The 22,030-nt window shown below is 68.0% G+C and carries 17 protein-coding genes and 1 pseudogene; 3 read left to right on the top strand and 15 right to left on the bottom strand.

Translation table 11 applies throughout. The annotated features are described in order from the left end of the window. Positions 1-55: 55 nt before the first annotated feature. The 10 genes and pseudogenes from MFF54_RS15370 to MFF54_RS15325 form a co-directional block, all read right to left on the bottom strand. The gene (locus MFF54_RS15370; RefSeq protein WP_003596870.1) at positions 56-832 is read right to left on the bottom strand and encodes a COG4705 family protein; all 777 of its coding nucleotides are present in this window, start codon (positions 830-832) and stop codon (positions 56-58) included. A gap of 92 nt (positions 833-924) precedes the next feature. Continuing rightward, positions 925-2,220, bottom strand: a complete 1,296-nt coding sequence (locus MFF54_RS15365) for a sensor histidine kinase (protein WP_012455878.1) — start codon at positions 2,218-2,220, stop codon at positions 925-927. Then, positions 2,217-2,876: a response regulator transcription factor gene (locus MFF54_RS15360; protein WP_003596865.1), complete on the bottom strand. Its 660-nt coding sequence runs from the start codon at positions 2,874-2,876 to the stop codon at positions 2,217-2,219. The genes MFF54_RS15365 and MFF54_RS15360 overlap by 4 nt, the downstream gene beginning before the upstream one ends. Before the next feature lie 526 nt (positions 2,877-3,402). Continuing rightward, on the bottom strand, positions 3,403-5,037 hold the full coding sequence (locus tag MFF54_RS15355; protein WP_003596864.1) for a Fic family protein: 1,635 nt from the start codon (positions 5,035-5,037) through the stop codon (positions 3,403-3,405). A 174-nt stretch (positions 5,038-5,211) separates the two neighbouring features. Then, positions 5,212-5,433, bottom strand: a complete 222-nt coding sequence (locus MFF54_RS15350; RefSeq protein ID WP_003596862.1) for a hypothetical protein — start codon at positions 5,431-5,433, stop codon at positions 5,212-5,214. A gap of 302 nt (positions 5,434-5,735) precedes the next feature. After that, positions 5,736-6,017 (bottom strand): hypothetical protein, encoded by a 282-nt coding sequence (locus MFF54_RS15345; RefSeq protein ID WP_231343942.1) that lies wholly within the window; start codon positions 6,015-6,017, stop codon positions 5,736-5,738. Beyond that, positions 6,018-6,104 (bottom strand): annotated as a pseudogene (locus MFF54_RS27905) (hypothetical protein); the annotation flags it as partial. Positions 6,105-6,188: 84 nt separating this feature from the next. After that, positions 6,189-7,202 (bottom strand): ATP-dependent nuclease, encoded by a 1,014-nt coding sequence (locus MFF54_RS15335; RefSeq protein WP_017484342.1) that lies wholly within the window; start codon positions 7,200-7,202, stop codon positions 6,189-6,191. A gap of 111 nt (positions 7,203-7,313) precedes the next feature. Then, positions 7,314-8,195 (bottom strand): AAA family ATPase, encoded by an 882-nt coding sequence (locus MFF54_RS15330; protein ID WP_003596854.1) that lies wholly within the window; start codon positions 8,193-8,195, stop codon positions 7,314-7,316. Between the two features lie 66 nt (positions 8,196-8,261). Continuing rightward, positions 8,262-9,758: a T6SS phospholipase effector Tle1-like catalytic domain-containing protein gene (locus MFF54_RS15325; RefSeq protein ID WP_012455877.1), complete on the bottom strand. Its 1,497-nt coding sequence runs from the start codon at positions 9,756-9,758 to the stop codon at positions 8,262-8,264. Positions 9,759-10,650: 892 nt separating this feature from the next. Between MFF54_RS15325 and MFF54_RS15320 the strand changes: the two genes are divergently transcribed. From MFF54_RS15320 to MFF54_RS15310, 3 genes are read left to right on the top strand one after another with little or no spacing between them, the layout of a single operon-like run. Further along, a complete protein-coding gene (locus MFF54_RS15320) occupies positions 10,651-12,378 on the top strand; it encodes an efflux RND transporter periplasmic adaptor subunit (protein WP_012455876.1) in 1,728 nt (575 codons plus the stop codon). 12 nt (positions 12,379-12,390) lie between these two features. Continuing rightward, positions 12,391-15,618, top strand: a complete 3,228-nt coding sequence (locus tag MFF54_RS15315; RefSeq protein WP_003596851.1) for an efflux RND transporter permease subunit — start codon at positions 12,391-12,393, stop codon at positions 15,616-15,618. 32 nt (positions 15,619-15,650) lie between these two features. Beyond that, positions 15,651-16,016, top strand: coding sequence for a hypothetical protein (locus MFF54_RS15310; RefSeq protein WP_003596849.1), 366 nt, complete (start codon positions 15,651-15,653; stop codon positions 16,014-16,016). Between the two features lie 249 nt (positions 16,017-16,265). Here the strand turns inward: MFF54_RS15310 and MFF54_RS15305 are convergent, their stop codons facing one another. From MFF54_RS15305 to MFF54_RS15285, 5 genes are all read right to left on the bottom strand, one after another. Continuing rightward, entirely contained in the window at positions 16,266-17,207 is a 942-nt protein-coding gene (locus MFF54_RS15305) for a cation diffusion facilitator family transporter (RefSeq protein ID WP_003596846.1), read from the bottom strand. A gap of 42 nt (positions 17,208-17,249) precedes the next feature. Then, positions 17,250-17,792 carry a hypothetical protein gene (locus MFF54_RS15300; protein ID WP_003596842.1) on the bottom strand — a complete coding sequence of 181 codons (543 nt, stop codon included), beginning with the start codon at positions 17,790-17,792 and terminating at the stop codon, positions 17,250-17,252. Between the two features lie 27 nt (positions 17,793-17,819). Beyond that, entirely contained in the window at positions 17,820-18,173 is a 354-nt protein-coding gene (locus MFF54_RS15295; protein WP_003596841.1) for a hypothetical protein, read from the bottom strand. A 5-nt stretch (positions 18,174-18,178) separates the two neighbouring features. Further along, positions 18,179-21,427, bottom strand: coding sequence for an efflux RND transporter permease subunit (locus MFF54_RS15290; protein WP_003596840.1), 3,249 nt, complete (start codon positions 21,425-21,427; stop codon positions 18,179-18,181). Positions 21,428-21,438: 11 nt separating this feature from the next. Beyond that, positions 21,439-22,030: efflux RND transporter periplasmic adaptor subunit (locus tag MFF54_RS15285; RefSeq protein WP_238303721.1), on the bottom strand; the 592-nt coding region annotated here is incomplete at its 5' end.

Here is a 22,030-nt window from a genome sequence, read left to right as displayed (position 1 = left end):
GTGTCGTGCGGCGTTGGAAGGACTGGAGGATGGGGATGCGGGAGGCGGCGGACGGTCAGGCCCGCCGCTGTCCGGCCGGCTCGCCAGGGCGTCCGGAGACGAGGCTCAGGGACGTCACCAGGGCGACGATGACGGAGAAGAAGGCGAGGCTGGTGGAGGCCGTGCCGAAGCCGAGGCCGCCGTATTCCCGTGCCTGCGACAGCAGATCGCCCAGCGATGCGCCGAGGGGGCGCGTGACGATGTAGGCGAGCCAGAAGGTCGTCACCGGGTTCGCGCCGAGGCGCCAGGCGAGGGCGAGGGCGGCCAGGATCGTGCCGAAGATGACGACGCCGAGATTGAAGCCGAGCCCCAGCGCCTCGGTAGCCAGGTCGCCCGCGGCCGTGCCGAGCGCGAAGGTCAGGAGGATGGCGAGCCAGTAGAACGCCTCGCGGCGCCGGGTCACGATGGCGTGGATCGAGAGCGTCCGCTCGGTCGCGTACCAGAGGGCGAACACGGCGGCGAGGGCGGCCGCGAACACGCCGGTGCTGACGAAGAGGCTCACGCCGAGCTTGTCGGTCAGGATGTCGGTGACCTGCGTGCCGACCACGCTGACGAGGACGACGGTCGACCAATAGGTCCAGGGCACGTAGCGCCGCTCGCGCACCTGCAGGGCGAGGACGGCCGCGAGGAGGCCGGCCGTGAGGGTGGCGGTGACGGCGGCACCCAGGCCGACGTTCACCGCGAGGTAGTCCGCGCCGGTCTCGCCGACGGTCGTGGACAGGATCTTGATGACCCAGAAGGCCGCGGTGACCTCCGGTACCTTGTTCAAGACCTGGCGCTGGATCTCGCTCATCCCCGTCTCCCGTCCGTCATGGTCGGGCACGGTGATAGCGAGCCAGAATGAGGGCAGAATGAGCTTCGTCCGGAGGAGCCGCAGGCTCGGCCTCAGGCCGGCAGTCTGACGGTTGCGAGGGTCCCCTGCCCGTCACGTCGGTTTTCGACCGTCAGGCCGAGGTCGTTGCGCTCCGCGATGCGGCGGGCGATGGCGAGCCCGAGCCCTGTGCCTTCGACTTCCGGTGGCGCGGCCCGGAAGAAGCGGTCGAACAGGCGGCCCTCGCTTCCCGGCGGCAGCCCGCAGCCGGTGTCCCGAACCGTGACGACGCACGCACCGTTCCGGTTCAGCAGACGGACGTCGACCTGGCCTCCCGACGGCGTGTAGCGCAGGGCGTTGTCGACCAGGTTGGCGAACAGGACGCGGACCTCGTCCTCCGACGCGTGAAGCGTCGCGGGTGTCTCGATATGCACGCCCAGGTTGATGTCCTTGCGCTCGGCGAGCACGACGTGGTCGGCGACGCAGTCGAGCAGGAGCTGGCCGAGGTCGACGGATGCAGGACGGGCCTCGGCACCGTCGTCGAGCCGGGCGAGACGGAGCAGTTGATCCACCAGCCGGTTCGCCCTCCGGAGGCCGTCCGCCAGCGCCATACGCCGCGCGTCGCCCCCGCCACCGGCAGGCCCGCCGAGGGAGTCGAGTTGGATCTGCATCGCGGCAAGCGGCGTACGCAGTTCGTGCGCCGCGTCGGCCACGAACCGCTTCTGGGCGGCCAGAGCGGCCTGCAGGCGAAGGATGAGCCCGTTCATGGCCTCGACGAGGGGCGCCACCTCCGTCGGCACGCCGCGCGTCGGCAAGGGGCCTTGGGCGGCGGCGCCGCGCCCGGCGAGGTCATGCACCAAGCCGTCGAGCCGCCCGAGCGCCCGGTTCATCGCCCAGCCGACGACGATCCACGACAGCGGGACGAGGAGCAGCAGCGGGGCCACGGCGCCGAGCGCCGCATTGCGTGCGAACTCCGCCCTCACGACGTCGCGCTGGGCGACCCGGACCGTCGTGGTGCCGTTGGCGGTCGTGTAGGTGCGCCAGAGCTCGCCGCCCATGACGACGTTCGCGTATCCCGTGCGGCCGGGGTGGCGGACGTCGACGCCGCGGTCGTCGCGCAGGACCTGCCCGTCCTTCCAGATGGTGACGGCGAGTTGGTCCTCCGGGTCCTGGTCGGCGGCGGGCGGCGCGTCCGCGTCCGGGAGCCCGGGACCGGCGTTGAGGGCGACCTGCCGCAACTGCCCGTCGAGGAAATCGGCCGCCTCGATCCGCGCGAGGGCATAGGCCGCGACCATCGCGGCCAAGCCGATTCCGGCGAGCAGGGCGGTCATCCAGCCGAGCGTCGTGCGGCGCAAGGAGGCGGCCCTCATGGCTTGGGCACCATCCAGCCTGCGCCGCGGACGTTGAGGATCACGCCCTTGCCGACCTTGCGGCGGACCGTGAGGATCAGGGCGTCCACCGCGTTGCTCTCGACCTCCTCGCCCCACCCGTAGATGCGTTCCTCGATCTGCGCCCGAGAGAGGATGCGCCCCGGTCGCTCCATGAGCGCGTGCATGAGGGCGTATTCGCGCGCCGACAGGACCGCGACGGTTCCGGCGTGGGATAGCACATGGCTCTCCGTGTCGAGTTCGGTCTCGGCGGCCACGAGCCGCGCGGTCGCCCGCCCGGCCCGGCGCCGCAGGATCGCCCGCATCCGGGCGAGCAGCTCGCGCATCTCGAACGGCTTGACCAGGTAGTCGTCGGCCCCGAGGTCGAGGCCGGCGACGCGGCTGTCGAGTCCGTCCCGCGCCGTGATGATGAGCACCGACATGTCGTTGCCCGCCGTCCGCGCGGACCTGAGAACCTGCAGGCCGTCGGCGCCCGGCAGGCCGAGGTCCAGCAGGACCAATGCGTGGCCGCCGACCCGCAGCGCCGTTTCGGCCATGGGGCCGTCGCGTACCCAATCGACGGAGTAGCCTTCGGCGGCAAGGCCGTGCGACAACCCTTCGCCGATCATGCGGTCGTCCTCGATCAGCAGCACGCGCATGGGTCGCCTTGTTCGGGTCGGAGCATTCATGGCGCGGTGCTGGCCGTGACCGCTCGCAAGCCGGAGCCGGAACTGAGCCGCGCCACGGACCGGTCCTAGCCTGCAGCCGAGACAACAGCGACGTGAGAAGTCGCTTACCCTAAAGGCGTAAGCATTCCTTTGGACTTGAGGAAAGCAGCCCTGGATCGGCGCCTCGGAGGCGGTGTCGGGTTTCGGGAGATTTCCGGCCACGTGCCGACGTCTGCGTCCGACCTGCCGCCACTGGGCATATGGCGAGCCGTCATGACGGCGCCGAGCGGACAGCACGGATCACCGTCGGGCTTGCGATACACCAAATGGCTCGGGATGAATGCGGATGGCGCGTTGCCGAATCGCCGGTGGTGGCCGGACCCAAAACCACATACTGCCCGTTCCGGCACCTCGCCCCTAGTTGGCCTTGCAGGCGAGTGACGCAACGACCTACCATCATGAACGTCATCACGCGGCCTTTGTAGTTTTTGGTCGTTGGAAGTGCGTCATCGTCGTTCTATACGACTTGATGTTCAAGGGGTATCAGGCCGGTGACATCGTCCTGGAGTTGGGCCGTCAAGTCGAGTTCCTGCCAGTAGGAGGCGGGGGCCGGGATGCCTCGCCGCCATACGATGTCCACGTTGACGTTCGGGTCGGTGAACCTCGCGTTCTTCTCGTCTTCCAGAAAAGCGTGTGTCGAGGCCCAAAGGCGCAACGTTTCGTCGAGGTCCGGCGAAGCGATGCGGGCCGTGACGGACTGGCACCGCAGCATCGCGCGCACGAGGGGCGCGGCTTGAGCGGCGCCGGGTGCGGTAAGCGCCCGCAACCCCCCGATGTAGTCCGACCGGTAGATGGTCGGCACCACGATTCGCGACTTCCCCCCGCCGACCAATTCCTTCGTCATCATGATGCGGGCGGTCCGACCGTTGCCGTCGTTGAAGGGATGGACGAGGACGATGAGGGTGTGGGCGAACACGCCGCGGGCGAACGGGGCCTGCAGGTCGCGCAGCATGGCGAAACCCTCGCGCAGAGTCCCCTTGACGAGGTCAGGCAACACGAAGACGGTGTTGCCGGCGCTGTTGGCATCCTCCTTGAACTCGCCCGGCTTCTTGTCGGGGCGCGCGTCGAGCAACCGCGCGTTCCGCTCGCGGATCTCGGCCATGAACTCATCGACGGACGATGCGCGCGCCTCGCCCGGCACGATGCTCGCGACCTGGGCAAAGGTTTGCGTCACGTCGCGACCGTCCTGCGGCCGCCCATCGGCCGGTTCGTGCTCGAACACGATGCGCCGCGCCTTGTCGACGAGGAAGCGCGTGCCCTCGATGTAGTTGGTGAAGTACGCCTCGACGAATGACGTGCAGTCCCGCTCGCCGGGACCGACGTGCGGGTCGGCCAAGTCGGGCGCGACGCGCCCGAGGGTCATCGCCAAGACCTTGAGGCGCTCCATGCACTCGGGGTCGTAGGGGTCGTCCGGCCGGCGCCGCGCGGCCACGTCCCTTGCGACCAAACCGGCTTTGCGCGTTCCGAGGATGGTCCCGATGATATCGAGGAGGACCTGCAGTTCCTGTTCCGCCCCAAGCGAGCCTGCGATGCACTCGGCCCGCTGCCGGATCTCCCGGAGACCGTCCTCATGGGCGGTCTTCAGCAACCGCTCGACCTCTCGTTCGACGCCTTCCCTTCCGACGGTGCGGCTAGGCCCACTCCGTGCGCGTGATGCCTGCAGGTTCTCCAGCAGGGCGCGCGCGTCGCTCGGAAGGTAGACCCCGAGGAAGGACATGTCCCCCTCCAACGGCCCTGGACCGGGGAAGGTTCTGATTTCCAAGCCGGGCAGTGACAACCGCCTGCGGGCCTTCCCGTGCGGATCGGTCGCGAACACCCAGCCCGGGAAGACGACGCGCCCGTCCGGCCCGCGCTCACGCCAGGGATTCCTCTGCAGGGCAGTCCGGCCCCTGAGCACGGCACCAGGCGCGTATCGAGCGAGGATGGGAGCCCATCCGCCGCAGACAATCTCTTCGACGGGACGACCGTTGCACACCGCATAGATGCCGTCGCCGACCCGCCGGAGCTTGCCGGCGGCGGCCTGCCGCTGAAGGGACCGGTCGCGTTGCGGGTCGCCTCGCGTGAGGATCAGATCACCGTGCGTCGTAGCCACTTAACGCCCCCGGGCGGCGGAAGCCCCGTCGCTTATATCGACATAATAACCTCTTGTGTCGTTTAAAACAACATAAGCTCGCAATTGCCCTAAGGCAGGCTGATATACCCGTCTACTACTCGATTCCCGGACAAGGCAACCATGTCTCCGAGCGGTTGGAAGTCGAAGACCCCCTCAGACCGGCATGCCGGTCAAGGAGCGCGGGTTCACCTCGGCCCGATATCCCTTCGAATGCCTGAGCAGGCGCCGCATCTCATCGAGCCAGCCGAGGTCCTCGGCGGACTGGTCGTAGAGGCAGATGGCCAGCCCGTGTTCGAGGACCGGCTCGATCTTGGCGTATGCCTCGGAGGAATGCATCGCGGCAACGGCCTTGTCCCGGGATGGCCAGCGCGCCATCAGCGCGAACTCGACGTACCGGATGTCCCGGTCGTGCAGGTAGAAGACGACGTTCTTGTGCCGGAAGCGGGGACGCTGGAAGACGGGTCGCGGCCTCAGATCGACGAGTGCCCGCGCGGCGTTGGTCGCAATCAGGCGCAGCAGAGGCTCCTCCGTCAGCCCCTCGATGTCGACGAAGGCGACGGCGCCCTCTCAGTCGTCCTGGCCGGGGAAGAGGGTGTATTGCAGGTCCGGCATGGACGGGACGGCATGCGGCGCCAGCGCCCGGGTCGGGAAGCTGAGGATCTTGCGTTCGGCCATCGTCAGGCTTCCGGGACCAAGGAGGCGGCACGCCTCTCGACGGAGGCCAAGTCACGCAGCCGGACGGCATGTTCGGGCAGGCCCCCGCCGGGAGGCACGAACGTGCCGTGCTCGTCCTTCAGATCACCTTTCTTGATGAAGAAATCCTCATGCATTCGCTCGCCGACGCCGGTGAATGGAACGATGACCATCTGGGCCTGGGTCGGCGCCTTTCCGTCCTTGGGCCGTTGCGGAAGTTCCGTAACGATGGTGTCGGAGTGAAGCTCGACCGCGAGGCTCTTCACGTAAGGCTCGACGTAATAGACCCGCTTCACCCCGGCGGTGACGAGGTGCCGGGCACAGTTATGGCAGGGATATACGGTGCAATAGAGCGTCCACTGACGACTGTTGCCGGCCCTTCGTGCGGGCGAGGCGCTCGGGTCGCCTGTCGCGGTGAAAAGCGTCGGGTTGACCGGTTACCGTGGCAAAGCAGCGTTGATGGCCTCGATGACCTTCTCACCGTTGTCGAGGGTCGTCACGACGCCAGGGCCGTTTCCGTCCAGGAAACTGGGATTGCGGATGAGCCAATCAGCCGGGCTGAAGTGGTCGAATTCCGGCGTGGATGCCGGGAGGATCCTGAACACCGTCTCCATGCGCTTCACCAGCCGGCCGGGGCCCGGTGCATCCTTGTCAAGCTTGGCTAGGGTCAGTGCGGAACGCCCCTTGAGCTCGAAGGCGCCGTTGACAATGCCGACATAGGTCTCGGGCTCGAATATGTCCTCGACGTCGCCCTCGGCGATGCCGAGCACGTCGGGATAATTCATGATGCGGCTCTCTGGTATGGCACCGGCGGCCTTGAGCTGCTCAAGCTTGCGCTTGTCGCCCTGGGCTCTGTCGGACATCACCGCCAGGTGTAGGTTCGCGCCCTTGAACAGGGAGACGAACGACTGGATCTTGTCGAGCCCACCGGCCGGACAGATCGTCCAGCGGGGGTCGAGCGCGGTCCGTCGCCGTCGCTTCAGCTGAGCCGACAGGGCCTTGAGGAACAGGATGTCGCCCGGTCCCTCGACCAGCAGGGTGTGCTTGCCGATGAACAGCGCCTGGGTGACGTCGTAGCCCAAGGCGGCCTGGAGGGGGAAGAGGGTGTCCGGGTCCGTGGCGAGCACGTCGCCCCTGACCTTGGTACCCTTCGTCGTCCAGAAGCCTGGACGCTTCTGCTCGACCTGGTCCTCGATGATCCGGGAGAGCGTCAGGTCGTCGGGCGGCACCATGAAGGGCGAATGCGTGGAGAAGACCACTTGGTGCTTCGGCAGGAGTCGGTCGGCGAAGTACCGCAGCAGATCGGCCTGGGCCTTGCCGTGGAGGGTCAGCCCCGGCTCGTCCAGCAGGAGTATCTGGTTGCCCCCACGCTTGCTTACCTGCGCGAACTTCACCAGGAACGAGAAGAACCAGATGAACCCGGCGCTACGCTCCGAGAACGGCACCGTCACCCTGTGAAGGGTGTTCCTGACACGGGCGCGGGCGATCGCGCCGGCGTTGAACGGGGCGGGGTCGCCCGCTTCCGCCTTCGTGACCCTGACCTCAAGCTCCAGGAACGCGTTCTACGTCCAGTATTCCTGCAATTGGTCGGTGATGGCGTTCGATGCGGATTCACACTTGGCGTTCAGCGACTCGTAGGTCGTCGACGCCTTGATCTCCTCCACCGAGGTCCCGGCGAATTCGAGGAAGTCGAGGAAAACCCTCTCGCCGACGTCCAAATGCGTGTTTCCATGCGGATGTCCGGGATGGTGGTACGGTGCGTCCCCGTTGCGTACGATGTCGTCGACCCGGATTTGCCCGGCCATGCGGTCGTAATACGAAAAGTACATGAACTGGGGCGTCACGGAGCGGATGTAGCTCCCAACGAAACCCACCGCGTTCTGGCCGGGGAACGACCTGATCGTTTCCAGGAGCGCGACTTGGTCCGGCGTCGGCTCCGCCAACGCCTCCAACGCCTTTCGGAGCATGTCCGTGGTTGTGGCTTCCGCAAGCGGTTCCCTGACGGTTTCGCCGAGGCCGTGGCTGGCCATCAGGTACTCGGCGATGGCCGGGTAGTTCAGCGGAACGTCGATGCGGAAGGTTTCGTCGTCGTAGCGGCGCGAGAGGGTGATCTGACGCGACCGGAGACAGTCGGGGCCCAACGCTTCGGCCAGCGTCGCCACATCCTCGGGCGATAGGGACCATTTGGACGTGATGACGATTGCCTCGCCCTCCTCCTTCGGATGCCGTGCGTCGTACTCGTTCAGGTGCCGCCTGGGGTAGTCCCGTTCCCTATCGAATACCGTTGGTGTCGCCGGGTGGGGATTCAGGCCGGCCAAGGCTTGAAGGAGGGCGGTCTTGCCAGCCTCGTTCTTGCCGACAAGACAGACCATGTCGCCGAGCGTGACCTCTTCCGAATCCTCGACGCTGCGAAAATTGGTGACCCTGAAACTGTCGAGCCTCATTCCATCCCTCGTAGTCGGTCCGCAGCTTCGCGGATGGCCAAGCAACTGCAATCGCAGATTGGTCTGCTAGACGATGCCGGATTTCGCTGCCCCTGGGTTTGGCGAGCCCGGCGCATAAGCGGTCCTGAAGTCCCGGTGGTTCGCCAACGCCAACGGCCTATAGGGACCTTTCCCATCACATTGGGTCACCTCGGCCAGATCGAATCTTTCCCTGACGCTCGGGTGGACCAGGGCATCCTCCGGGATCTCCCGGACCTTCACCGGCCATCCCAGCCATCCCATGCGACGGGACAGCCAGCGGGGAAGGATGCCGGCGATGGAGTCGTGCATGCCGGCGACCTCGCAGTGCTGCATGCCATCGGACGCCGGATGCAGGTGCAGCCGGCCGGTACCGGGCTCTCCGGACACCATCCCGTCGACCCGAAGCGGATCCGGGATCTTGGTGGCCTGCTCCACCATCCACTGCAAGGCGACGTCGGACAGCCGGCTCTCGGCTTCGGGGTAGCTGCCGCCGATGTCGGAGTGGTTGCCGGCGAACCACATCTGGATGAGCGGATCGGGCTCGCCCTGGACCTTTTTCCGCACCCCGTCCCGGCTGCCCCACCTGACCCGCGGGAAGTCGGCGCGGGTCTCGTCGATGGAGAGGGCATGCCGGGCATAGCCGACATGGCCGCTCAGCAGTTGGTCGTAGTTCCCGGAGCGCCATTGCGCGATGTGCCAGCGCGCCTTCCCGTTCACCGGTGAGTCGGTGATGGTCTTGACCGCTGTCGGCAGCCAACGCCAGAGGACGAACGCCGCAGTGAGCGAGAGGGTGGCCAGGAACGGGCGCCAGTAGCCGGTGCCGAACGCTAGGTCGGACAGGACGGCGGGCACGGCTGCAACCAGCACGGCCAGGATCGTCAGGCCGGCCGCGATGCCCCACCACTTGGGTCCGGTCGCGCCGAGCGAGGCGACGGTGTCGAACACGCCGATGAAGTGCGGTGCCACGTTCGAGGAAAGGTCGTCACCCGACCTGTACTTGCGCCGGAATCGCCTCGCCAACTCGAACCGGTCCTTCTCGTAGTCGCCGCCCCGGGGTGAACCCGCGCCGTACTCATAGACCTTGATCACCGCCTCATCCGCGATGTCCCGCGTCGCCTTGCGGAAGCGTGGAAGGTCTCCGCCCGGCACTTTCGTCGGGACGCCGCACAGGAACAGAACGTTGGCCACGCAACGGGCCGTGTAGGCCCCTCGGCTGAAGCCGATCAGGTAGATGCGGTCGCCGGGCTCGTAGTGGTTGATGGCGAACTCGTAGCAGTCGGCGATGTTCTTCGTGATGCCCAGGCCGGTCACCGAGGACAGCAGCTTCTGCAGTCGGCGGTAGGCACCGACGAAACCCGGGGCCGAGCCGTCCGTGCCGAGGCCGGCGTCGTAGAAGGCGACCTGCTCGCGCGGGTCGATGCCGCTGTCCGGCCCGACCCGGCAGACGCGGTAGAGCTTGTAGACGTTGCTGAGGCGCTGTTCCTCGCGGAGGCCACCTTCCTGGCCGGTGCCATCCGAGAAGACCACGATGTTCTTAGCCACGCCCCCCTCCTGCAGCCGGGATGGTCCTGGAATGGAGCCCATCTTGCGAGGCTGGATCGCGTCCGACGCCCAGTCAGACCGGTTAAGCCCAGCTTCGGGAGTCGCAACCGCCAGGTTCCTTGTTTGTTCCCAATCTGCGACCAGAGTGTACGCGCTGACGGAGGCCATGGCCTCCGAGCACGAAGCCCGGCGGGCGAAGTCGCGCCCTGCACGCGAACAACCTCACCCCTGACACCAAGGCGGCCGGAATGGCGGCCGGGACCTAACCCCCTACCGGCGGCCGGCCCCGCCGGTGCCCGGATTTGAACCTCGCTCACCGGACCGAACGGTTGGGGCGGATACATCCAAGGACTTTCGTCGGGGCGCCACTCGTTGAGCGCCAAATAGCTCATGGTCTGCCCGCGTGGATGTGCTATGCACCCCGCATCATGTCGGCCACCCGGTCCTTTTGGCGTTCGTTGCTCACGGTCTTCCAGATCGTGTCGCTTGCCGCCTTTTCGGTGGCGGGTGCGGGACACTCGCACGCGGGGGAGCTTCACGTCGGACACGACACGTCCGTCTCGGTCGGGTACCAAGTGACTGGAGGGCCAGGTCAGGTTGACGACATGGTGGGCCATGCCGACCGAAGCGCCGAAGAGTCGGTGGCTGGTCCTTGCGGCCTTTGCTGCCCAGCGTCGTTCGCGCGCTGGGACTGCTTGACCGTCGTGGTTGCCTGGAAGCCCGAGCGAACGTTGGCTGGCGTCCGCAAAGTCACGTTCGACAGCGTGGTTCCTGAGACGCTTCCTGAACCCCCTCGAACCTTCGCCTGAGGTCCGCGCTCCAACGCGCGCCCTGAGCGGCTGTCCGTGAACGACAGCCGCCAGCCTCCTTTACGCGAAGGCTCGATCATCCCATGCGTGTTCTCTACGCCTCCGCCCTGCGGACGGCTCTCCTGGCGTTTGGCCTCTGGGCCGGTGCGCCGACGCTCGCCGTCGCCCATGAGGGGCACGACCACGGCAACGAGGCGCAGGCTCCGGCGGCGGCTACAGCGCCGCGCAGTACGTCGAGCACCGACGCGCTCGAATTGGTCGCCATCGTCCGAAGCGGCCGCTTGGCCGTGTTCCTCGACCGTGTGGGCACCAACGAGCCTGTGACGGACGCCGTCGTCCGAGCCGAGACGCCGGACGGCTCCCTCACCGCCTCGCCCATGCCGGACGGCAGCTACGCGGTCGATGCACATTGGAGCCTGCACCCCGGCGAGCACGAGGTGCTCTTCACCGTGACCGCGGCAGGCTCAACCGACATGTTTCCGGTCACGTTGACGGTGCGGGAGGCACCGCCGCCGAAGTCTGAGGCGGGTGTCTCCGCGTGGGCATCCGGCCTCGCCGCGGCCCACGACTTTCAGCGCCACCTGAAGGAGGCCGACCCGCTGCCGCTGGCCATCGGCGGCACCGGCTTCCTTCTCGGCATCGCGGTCACGCTCCTGATGAAGGGGCGCCGTTACTTGCCGGCCACTGCCCTCGTCGCCCTCATCGTCGCCCTCGCGTTCGCGCCGCGCGCCTTCGCGGGCGAGGGGCACGGTCACGGGAGTGCCCCCGGATCGCAAACCACCCTCATGGCCGCCCCGGCGCCGGCGGGACAGGACTTGGCGCGACGTCAACCGGACGGGTCGATCTTCGTGCCCAAGCCCACCCAGAGGGTACTGGCCGTGCGCACGGTGGTGACATCCTCCGACATCATGCGCCGCACCGTCGAGCTGCCGGGGCGCATCGTGCCCGATCCGAGTGCCAGCGGGGTCGTGCAGTCCTCGGTCGGCGGCCGGCTCTCGCCGCCGGAATCCGGGATCTTCCCGCGGCTCGGCACGCGGGTGCGCAAGGGCGAGGTGCTGGCCTATGTCACGCCGCCGGTGCAGGCGGTCGACGCCTCCGACATGCGCCAACGCCAGGGCGAACTCGACCAGCAGATCGCAGTCACGGAGCGACGGGTCGAACGTTACCGCAAGCTCGCACCGGGCGGCGCCGTATCGCAGGTGCAACTGGAGGACGCCCAGGCCGAGCTGAAGGGTCTGCTCGACCGCCGCGCCGCCCTCGACACAATCCGCCAGCAGCCCGAAGCACTCAAGGCGCCGGTCGACGGCGTGATCGCCGAGGCGACCGCCGTGGCCGGGCAGATGGCGAGCCCCGGCGTGCAGGTGTTCCAGATCGTCGACCCGACCCGCCTCTGGATCGAGGCGCTGAGCTTCGACGCCCTCACCGGCGGCCAGCACGCCACCGCCCGCCTTGCCGACGGTCGCATGCTGCGCCTCGCCTACATGGGCGCAGGGCTCGCCGACCGCAGCCAAGCCGTGCCGATGCACTTCGCCGTCGAAGGCGCGCCGTCGGAACTGCGGACCGGGCAGTTCGTCACCGTGCTGGCCGCAACCGACGCACAGCAGAAGGGGTTGGCGCTTCCGCGCATGAGCGTGGTGCGTGGCGGCAACGGCCAAAGCATCGTCTACGAGCACACCGCGCCGGAGCGCTTCGAGCCCCGCGAGGTGCGGGTCGAGCCGCTCGATGCGGGGCAGGTGCTGGTCGTCTCCGGGCTCGCCGCGGGCAAGCGGATCGTGACCCAAGGCGCCGAACTCCTCAACCAGGTCCGCTGAGGAGGCCAACCCGTGTTCACGCTCCTCGTCACGCAATCCCTGCGCAACCGCCTCCTCGTACTGGCGCTTGCCGCGGTGCTCGTCATCTACGGTGCCTTCACCGCGACCAAGCTTCCGGTCGACGTATTCCCGGACCTCAATCGGCCGACGGTGACGATCATGACCGAGGCCGAGGGACTCGCCCCCCAGGAGGTCGAGCAGCTCGTCACGTTCCCGGTCGAGACGCAGATGAACGGCCTGCCGGGCGTGACCCGGGTGCGTTCCGTGTCCGGCGTCGGCCTCTCGGTGATCTACGTCGAGTTCGACTGGGGCACCGACATCTACCGCAACCGCCAGCAGGTCGCCGAGCGCCTCGCGATGGTGCGCCCGCAACTACCCCCAAACGTCAACCCGATGATGGGTCCGGTCTCCTCGATCATGGGCCAGATCGTGATGGTCGCCCTCAACGGCGGCACGGTCTCGCCGATGCAATTGCGGGAACTCGCCGACTTCACCATCCGACCACGCCTGCTCTCGATCCCCGGCGTCGCCCAGGTGATCCCGATGGGCGGCGAGGTGCGCCAGTTCCGCGTCGCGCCCCAGCCCACGGCCCTGCGGGCGCTCGGCGTCACCCATGGCCAACTGGAGACGGCGCTGGCTCAGTTCGGCACCAACACCGGCGGCGGCTTCACCGACCAGTACGCCCGCGAGTACCTGATCCGGAACCTCGGCCGGAGCATGAGCCTCGACGACCTGCGCAACATGGTCGTCGCCACCGTCAACGGCCGACCGATCTACCTGCGGCAGGTGGCCGAGGTCTCCTTCGCGGCCCGGGTGAAGCGGGGTGATGCCGGTTACATGGGCGCGCCCGCGGTCGTGGTCTCGGTCGAGAAGCAGCCGGCCGTCGACACGGTGCGGCTCACCCGCGAGGTCGAGACGGCCCTCGCGGAGATCACCGCCAGCCTGAACGCCTGCGGCCCCGACGCGGGCAAGGGCAGCTCGGATCGGACGGGTCCGTCCGTGGCCGAACCCGTCGGCGAGGCATGCGCCTTCAAGGGCGTGCGCGCCGACCAGCTCATCTTCCGGCAGGCGAACTTCATCGAGACCTCGATACGCAACGTCGAGACGGTGCTGATGGAGGCCGTCGTCGTCGTCGCGGTGGTGCTGTTCGCCTTCCTCTTGAACGTGCGCACCACCGCGATCTCGCTCACGGCGATCCCGGTCTCGATCCTGGCGACCGCGGTCGTGTTCCACCTCGCCGGGCTGTCGATCAATACGATGACCCTTGGCGGCCTCGCCATCGCCATCGGCGAACTCGTCGACGACGCGGTGGTCGACGTCGAAAACATTTTTCGGAGACTCGGCGAGAACCGTAAAGCGGGTAACCCCAAAAGCGTCTTCACAGTCGTGGTAGAGGCCTCGAACGAGGTGCGCTCCGGCATCGTCTACGCCACTATGGTGATCGTGCTGGTGTTCGTGCCGCTCTTCGCCCTGTCGGGCATCGAGGGCCGGCTCTTCGCCCCGCTGGGTCAGGCCTACATCGTCTCGATCCTGGCGAGCCTCCTCGTCTCCATCACCCTGACGCCGGTGCTGGCCTACTACCTGCTGCCGGGCCTCAAGCGACTGGAGGAGCATGACAGCCAATTCCTCAAGTGGCTTAAGCGCGGGAACGCCGCCCTGCTGCGCGGCCTGCTCGGGCATGGCCGGCCGGTCATGGCGGTCGCCGGTCTGGCGGTGGCGGCGGCCGGGCTCGCGGCGACCTTCCTGCCACGCACCTTCCTGCCGCCGTTCAACGAGGGCTCGTTCACGGTCAACATGACCTTCAACCCCGGCATCTCGCTGGCCGAGAGCAACCGGATCGGACTGGTGGCGGAACGGCTGCTCCTGGAGATGCAGGACGTGAAGTCCATCGGTCGCCGCACCGGCCGGGCCGAGCTCGACGAGCACGCGGAAGGCGTCCACTCCTCCGACCTTGAGATCGACCTGAAGCCGGGGTCGCGACCCAAGCCCGAACTCGTCACCGACATCCGCGGGCGCCTCGCGGTGCTGCCCGTCAGCGTCAACGTCGGCCAGCCGATCTCGCACCGGCTCGACCACATGCTCTCGGGCGTGCGCGCCGAGATCGCGCTCAAGATCTTCGGCGAGGATCTCGACACCCTGCGCGCGCTCGCCGAGGACACGAGGGCGCGGCTCTCGGACATCCCCGGCCTCGCCGACCTCCAGGTCGAGAAGCAGGTGCTCATCCCCCAGTTGGAAATTCGCGTCGACTATGCCCGCGCGGCCCTCTACGGCGTCCAACCCGCGGCCCTGGTCGAGCAGTTGAGCCGCCTGTCGAACGGGCAGGTGGTCTCGCGGGTGGTGGACGGCTACCGCCGCTTCGACGTGGTGATGCGCCTCTCCGACACGATGCGCACGACCCAGCGCCTCGGCGACCTCCTCATCGAGACCCCGTCCGGCTGGGTGCCGGCCCGCCAGATCGCCGACATCCGCGAGACCGACGGGCCGAACCAGATCCTGCGCGAGAACGCCCGGCGCCGCATCGTCGTGCAGGCCAACACCCAACCCGGCTCCGACATGGGAAAGATCGTCCAGGCCATCCAGGAGAAGGTCGCCGCGGCGAACTTGCCCAACGGGTACGCCACGAGCCTGGAGGGCTCTTTCCAGGCCCAGGCAGAGGCGAGCCGGACCATCGGCCTGCTGTCGCTGCTCTCCCTCGCCCTGGTCTTCGCGCTGCTCTACTCCCGTTACCGCTCGGTCGTCTTCACGCTGATCATCCTAGGCAGCATCCCGCTCGCCCTGATCGGCTCGGTGGCCGCCCTTTGGATAGCCGGGCAACCACTCTCGGTCGCCTCGATGATCGGCTTCATCACGCTGACCGGCATCGCCACCCGCAACGGCATCCTCAAGATCAGCCACTACCTGAACCTTGCCATCCACGAGGGCATGCCGTTCGGGCGCGACCTCGTCATCCGCGGCAGCTTGGAGCGGCTGGCGCCGGTCCTGATGACGGCGCTCTCGGCGGGCGTCGCCCTGGTGCCGCTGATGATCGGCGCCGACGCGCCGGGCAAGGAGATCCTGCACCCCGTGGCGGTGACGATCTTCGGCGGCCTGATCAGTGCGACGCTGCTCGACACCGTGCTGACCCCGGTGCTGTTCCTGACCTTCGGCCGCAAGCCCCTGGAGCGGCTGCGGGACGAGGCCCGTCACCGCCCCGAGGCTTCACCCGAGGCACCGAGAAGTTCGCCCGTCGAGGCGTTCTGAGACCTTCCCGACCCCCGAGAAAGGACATCGTCATGCGCTCCCCCTTCCGCCTCGCCGTCGTTGCCGTCGCCATCGCCCTCGCGTCGCCCTGCCTCGCCGCCGGCCCGAACGGCGGCCAGACGACGGTCGCCGATGGACATCCCGTCGAGTTCGTCGCGACCGAGACCGGCATCACCTTCTTCGTGACCGGTGAGGACGGCAAGCCGGTCGAGACCGCCGGCCTCTCGGCCAAGGCATTCGTGCAGGTCGGAGGCAAGACGGAGACGCTGACCCTGAAGCCGGGGGCGCCGAACAAGCTCATGGCCGACCTTAAGGCCCCGCTGGCGGCGGGAGCGAAGGTCGTGCTGTCCGCGAAGATGCACGGGCACAACATCCAGGCGCGGTTCGAGAAGCAGTAGGGCCGTCGGTGGGGCGGCCCGTGCGGTTCCTTCCGCGCAGGCCGCCTCGGCCCGGCTACCTCCGGGTCAGGACAAATGGCCCAGGAGCACCAGGAAGCCCAGGAGCAGGAAGCACACCGCCAGCACCTTGACGAGGTCGCGTCCCGCCCGCCTTCTGACGTGCGGACGGGCACGACGCCTGCCGCGCGGCTTGGACTCCCATCTCTCGATTTCCCGGGCCAGCTTCTTGCCTACCATGGCCGCGCCGCCTCAGACGGGAAGGTGCGGGAACTCCGCGGAGAGTGCCTCGTCCTCGACCTGGACGGTGACGTGCTCGATGCCGTGCCGCTCCTTCATTAGGCCCCGCACGGCACGGATCACCGCCGGCCCGCCGGCGACGTCGTCGACCACCACGTGCCCGCTCATCGCGTCGAAGCCCGACGTCAACGTCCAGGCATGCAGGTCGTAGGCGCGGCGCACCCCCGGCATCGCCTCGATCTCGGTCTTCAGGGCGGCGAGGTCCACGCCGGGAGGCGTGCCCTCCAACAGGATGTGAAGGGCTTCGCTCAGCAGTCGCCAGGTCCGGGGTACGATGAACAGGCCTATGCCGGCGCCGATGAGAGGATCGACCCAGGTCCAGCCCGTGCCCATCACCACGAGGGCCGCGAGGATGACGCCGACCGAGCCCAGCATGTCCGAAAAGACTTCGAAGTAGGCGCCCTTCACGTTGAGGCTCTCGGACGAGCCGCCCGACAGCAGCTTCATGCTGGCGAGGTTCACGCCCAGCCCAACCAGCGCCACCAGCATCATCGGCCAGCCGAGGATCTCGGTCGGCTCCACGAAGCGCCGATAGGCCTCGTAGAGGATGTAGGCGGTGACCCCGAGCAGCACGACGGCGTTGGCGAGCGCCGCGAGGATCTCGAAGCGCATATACCCGAAGCTCTTGCCCGCCGTCGGCGCCTTGGCCGCGTAGTGAATGGCGAGCAACGCCAGGGCGAGGCCGCCGGCGTCCGTGACCATGTGCGCGGCATCCGCCAGGAGCGCGAGGCTGCCGGTGAGCAGGCCGCCGACGACCTCGGCGAACATGTAGGTCAAGGTCAGCCCGAGCGCCCAGGCGAGGCGTCCCTTGTTGCGGGCCGCAGCCGAGCCCGAGGGAATGCCGCCGCCGTGCGAATGCCCATGGCCGCCGCCGTGTGCGTGTCCGTGTCCCATATGCCGATCCCAGGTTTGCGATGATGTGTCCGACCGCGGGTTTCAGGGCGCGATTCCGCCGATCAGGTCGGCCACGTGTGCGCCAGCCGGATGCCCGGCCTCGACGTGGTGCGTCCCGGAACAGGCCTGGTATCCGGGGCCGAACGTCGTCATGACGAGTTCGCGCCGTCCGTCCGCGGTTTCGCGGCTGGCCAGCAGCGCCTGCCCACCGGGCCAGAGTTCCGCATCCGCCGTCGGTCCCGGCTCGGGTTCGCCGTAACGGCGAACGCCTTCGTCGTGGATGGCCCGACGCGCTTTCGCGAGGTCGTCGCCGGAGAGTGGCACGCCGACCCAGACCACCTGCTGCAGCCCCTCGGTCCGGCAGATCACCAGGATGACCTCGGCCGTCCCGGGTCCCGTGGCCGGCCGCCAACCCTGCGGGTAGTACAGGGCCGTCAAGTTCGCCTCGCGGTCGACCTTCAGCGGACGGGGCACTTCGGAGAGCGGTCCCCACGCAAGGCCGAACGGCGCCTCGCCCGCATCGGCGGCGAGGGCCGGGACGACCGCGAATGCGGCCGCGTGAAGGACGCGCAGGTGCCACCTCATCGCTCGGTCTCCCGTCGGACCCGGTTCCTAGGACGCGGGTCCACGCAGTCGGTGGTAGAGGGCACGAACCGCGTCCGAGTAATCGGTGGCCGGATTGGCCGCGCAGAACGTGCGTAGGAAGTCCGCCTGGGCGGCCAAGGGCATGGAGGGCGGCGCGAGGTCCAAGCCCTCGTCGACCCCGTCCGGCGCCCGGATCAGCGCGCCGCTCATGAACCCCTGCGCCCAGGCGAAGTAGTCGCGCTCCATGGCTGGCTGCGCCGCGGCATCCGCGCCGAACCGGGCACAGGAGGCGGCACCGATGCCGACGATCTTGGTCGGCTCGGCCTGAACGGCCATGGTCAAGCCGAACCACACGAGCATGCCCGACCGGACCCTTCCCATCGGGGCTACTCCGCCGCCTTGAGTTGGCGAGGAACCGACGGCGCCGGGCGCTCAGCCGCTGCCGTGGTCTCGACCCTGCCGAAGCGCGCGTACAGGGCCGGCAGGACGACCAAGGTCAGCAAGGTGGCGCTGATCAGGCCACCGATGACCACGGTCGCGAGCGGCCGCTGGATCTCGGCGCCGGTTTCCGTGGCGATGGCCATCGGCACGAAGCCGAGCGAGGCGACGAGCGCCGTCATCGCCACCGGCCGCAGCCGGATCATGGCGCCTTCGAGGATGGCCTCGCGCTTGGGCCGTCCCTCGGCGACGAGTTGCTTGATGAAGGTCAGCATCACGAGGCCGTTCAGCACCGCCACGCCCGAGAGCGCGATGAACCCGACCGCCGCCGGCACCGAGATGGGCATGCCCCGCAGCCACAGCGCCGCGATGCCGCCGGTCAGGGCCAGGGGCACCGCGCTGAACACCAGCAGGGCGTCCCGGGGCGAGCCCAGCGCCGAGTAGAGCAGCAGGAAGATGAGGAAGAAGCAGACCGGCACCACGATCATGAGACGTTGCTTGGCGGAGGCGAGGTTCTCGAACTGGCCACCCCAGGTGACGTAGTAACCGGACGGAAGCTGGACCTGTGCGGCGACCTTTCCTTGCGCCTCCGCCACCAGCGAGCCGATGTCGCGGCCGCGCACGTTGGCCGTCACCACGACCCGACGCTTGCCGTTCTCGCGCGAGATCTGGTTCGGCCCCTCGGTCACCGAGAACGACGCCACCTGCTTGAGCAGGACCGAACTCGCCCGTCCGTTCAGCCCCGGAGGAAGCGGCACCGGGATGTTCTCCAATGCCTCGCGGTCCTCGCGCACCTTGTCGTTCAGGCGCACGACGATGGGGAAGCGCCGGTCGCCCTCGAACACCACGCCCGCATCCTTGCCGCCGATGGCCGCGCCGATGACCTCCTGGATGGCGCCGACGCTGAGCCCGTAGCGGGCGGCCTCGGCCTTGTTGATCTTGATTTCCAGGAACGGCAGGCCGGCGGTCTGCTCGACCTTGACGTCCTCGGCCCCGGTGATGCCGCGCAGCACCTGGGCGACCTGATTGGCCGCCTTGAGCATCGGCTCGAACTCCTCGCCGAACACCTTCACGGCGAGGTCGCCGCGGGTGCCGGCCAAGAGCTCGTTGAAACGCAGCTGGATCGGCTGGGAGAACTCGTAGACGTTGCCGGCGAGTTCGCCGACCGCCTTCTCGATCTGCTCCTGCAGGTCCGCCTTGGACAGGCTCGGGTCGGGCCATTCCTCCTGAGGCTTCAGGATGACGAAAGTGTCCGACGAGTTCGGCGGCATCGGGTCCGATGCGACCTCCGCCGTGCCGGTTTTCGAGAAGACGTAGGCAACCTGCGGGAATTTTGACACGGCCTGCTCGACCTTCAGCTGCATCGCTTGGGACTGGGTCAGCGAGGTCGAGGGGATGCGTGTGGCGTTGAGCGCGATGCTTTTCTCGTCGAGCTGCGGGATGAACTCGGTGCCCAGGCGTGTGGAGAGGATTCCCGCACCGACGAGGAGCAGGAGCGCTCCGACGACGAAGGCGACGGGCGCGCGGACCGCAGCGGCCAGCACCGGGCGGTAGGCTGCCTTGAACGCACGGATGATGAAGTTGTCTTCCTCGGTGACCTTGCCGGTGATGACGATGGAAATCAGGGCGGGCACGAAAGTCAGCGAGAGGACGAAGGCGGCCACGAGCGCGATGATGACTGTCAGCGCCATCGGCTCGAACATCTTGCCCTCCACCCCGGTGAAGGTCAGGAGCGGGACGTAGACCAGGATGATGATGGCCTGCCCGTAGAGGGAGGGCTTGATCATCTCCTCGGCCGAGGCCCGCACCGTCTGCAGGCGCTCCTCGGTGTCGAGGCTCCGCCCGAGTTCGTGCTGCTTCTCGGCGAGGTGCCGCAGGGCGTTCTCGGTGATGATGACCGCCCCGTCGACGATCAGGCCGAAGTCGAGCGCGCCGAGGCTCATCAGGTTGGCCGAGATCTTCGCCTCGACCATCCCGGTCATGGTCATCAGCATGGCGACCGGGATGACGAGCGCCGTGATGATGGCCGCGCGGATGTTGCCGAGCAGCAGGAACAGGATGACGATGACGAGGGCGGCGCCCTCGGACAGGTTCTTGGCCACGGTCTTGATGGTGGCTTCGACGAGGCGGGTACGGTCGAGGACGGTCTGCACCTCGACCCCCGGCGGCAGCGACTTGCGGATCTGCTCCATGCGTGCGTCGACCGCGGCGGCGACCTTACGGCTGTTGTCTCCGATCAACATCAGGGCCGTGCCGATCACGACCTCCTGGCCGTTCTCGCTGCCGGAGCCGGTGCGCAAGTCCTTTCCGATGCGGACCTCGGCGATGTCCCGGATGCGCACCGGGACGCCGGCACGGGTGGCGACGACCACGTCGCCGATCTCGTCCATGCTCTCCAGGCGCCCGGCGGCGCGAACGACGTAGCCCTCGCCGTTGTCCTCCAGGTAGCGGGCGCCCTGGTTGGCGTTGTTCGTCTCCAGGGCGCGGGCGACGTCACCGAAGGACAGGTCGCGGGCGGCGAGCTTCGTTGGGTCCGGCTGGACGTGGTACTGCTTCTCGAAGCCGCCGATGCCGTCGATGCCGGCGACCCCCGGGACCGTCTTGATCTGTGGGCGGATGATCCAGTCCTGGACCGTGCGCAGGTAGGCGGTCTGCTCCAGTTCCGTCCTGAGGCTCTGACCTTCCGGCGTCAGGTAGCTGCCGTCCGGCTGCCAACCGGGCTTACCCGCGGCCGAGACCTGGCGCTCGCCCGGCTTGGCGTAGTGGATCGACCACATGTAGATCTCGCCCAGGCCGGTCGAGATCGGGCCCATGGCGGGCTCGGCGCCGGGCGGCAGGTCCTGCTTCACCTGCGAGAGGCGTTCGGCGACCTGCTGGCGCGCGAAGTAGATGTCGAGCTTCTCCGCGAAGACGGCGGTGACCTGCGAGAAGCCGTTGCGCGAGAGCGAGCGGGTGTATTCCAGCCCCTTGATGCCCGCGAGCGCGGTCTCGACCGGGTAGGTGACCTGCTTCTCGATGTCGACGGGCGAGAGCGAGGGCGCGGTCGTGTTGATCTGGACCTGGTTGTTGGTGATGTCCGGGACGGCGTCGATGGGCAGCTTGGTCACGGCATAGCCACCGAATCCGGCCGCCAGCAGCGACAGCAGCAGCACGAGCCAGCGCTGGTGGACGGAGAAGTCGAGGATCTTCGAAATCATGGCCCGTCCCCTCAATGCGCGTGGTCGGCTTCGCTCTTTCCGAGCTCGGCCTTGAGGAGGAAGGTGTTGCCGACGGCGATGGCCTCGCCGGGCTTGAGACCCGAGGCGACCTCGTAGGCGTCGTCGTCGGAGCGCCCGAGTTCGACCTCGCGCTTCTCGAAGCCCTCGTCTGTGCGGACGAAGACGACGCGCTTGCCCTCGACGGTCTGGAGGGCCGCCTTGGGCACGCTCACCGGAACGGCATCCCGCGAGATCTCGACCTCGGCGGTGACGTAGGTGCCCGGACGCCAGGCCATGTCCTTGTTCGGCAGGGCGACGATGACCTTGGCGGCACGCGTGTCGGCGGTGAGGAAAGGACTGACGAAGACGACCTTGCCCTTCTCGTGCTGCACGCCGCCCTCCTGGCCCGGCGCGACCGTGACGGACGCGCCTTCCTTGACCTTGGCGAGTTCCGAGGTCGGAACGGCAAGTTCGATCCACACCGTTGAGAGGTCGGCGACGGTGTAGAGGTCGGAAGGGTCGCCTTCCTTGCCCACCGCGGTGCCGACGTCGACCTTTCGCTCGCCGATGTCGGGGCGCATCGTCGAGCGAAAGGTCGACGTC

The organism is Methylobacterium gregans (assembly GCF_022179245.1).
Lineage (GTDB): Bacteria > Pseudomonadota > Alphaproteobacteria > Rhizobiales > Beijerinckiaceae > Methylobacterium > Methylobacterium gregans.
Note: the sequence above shows the minus strand (reverse complement) of the source record. Positions and strands in the feature narration are given on the sequence as shown.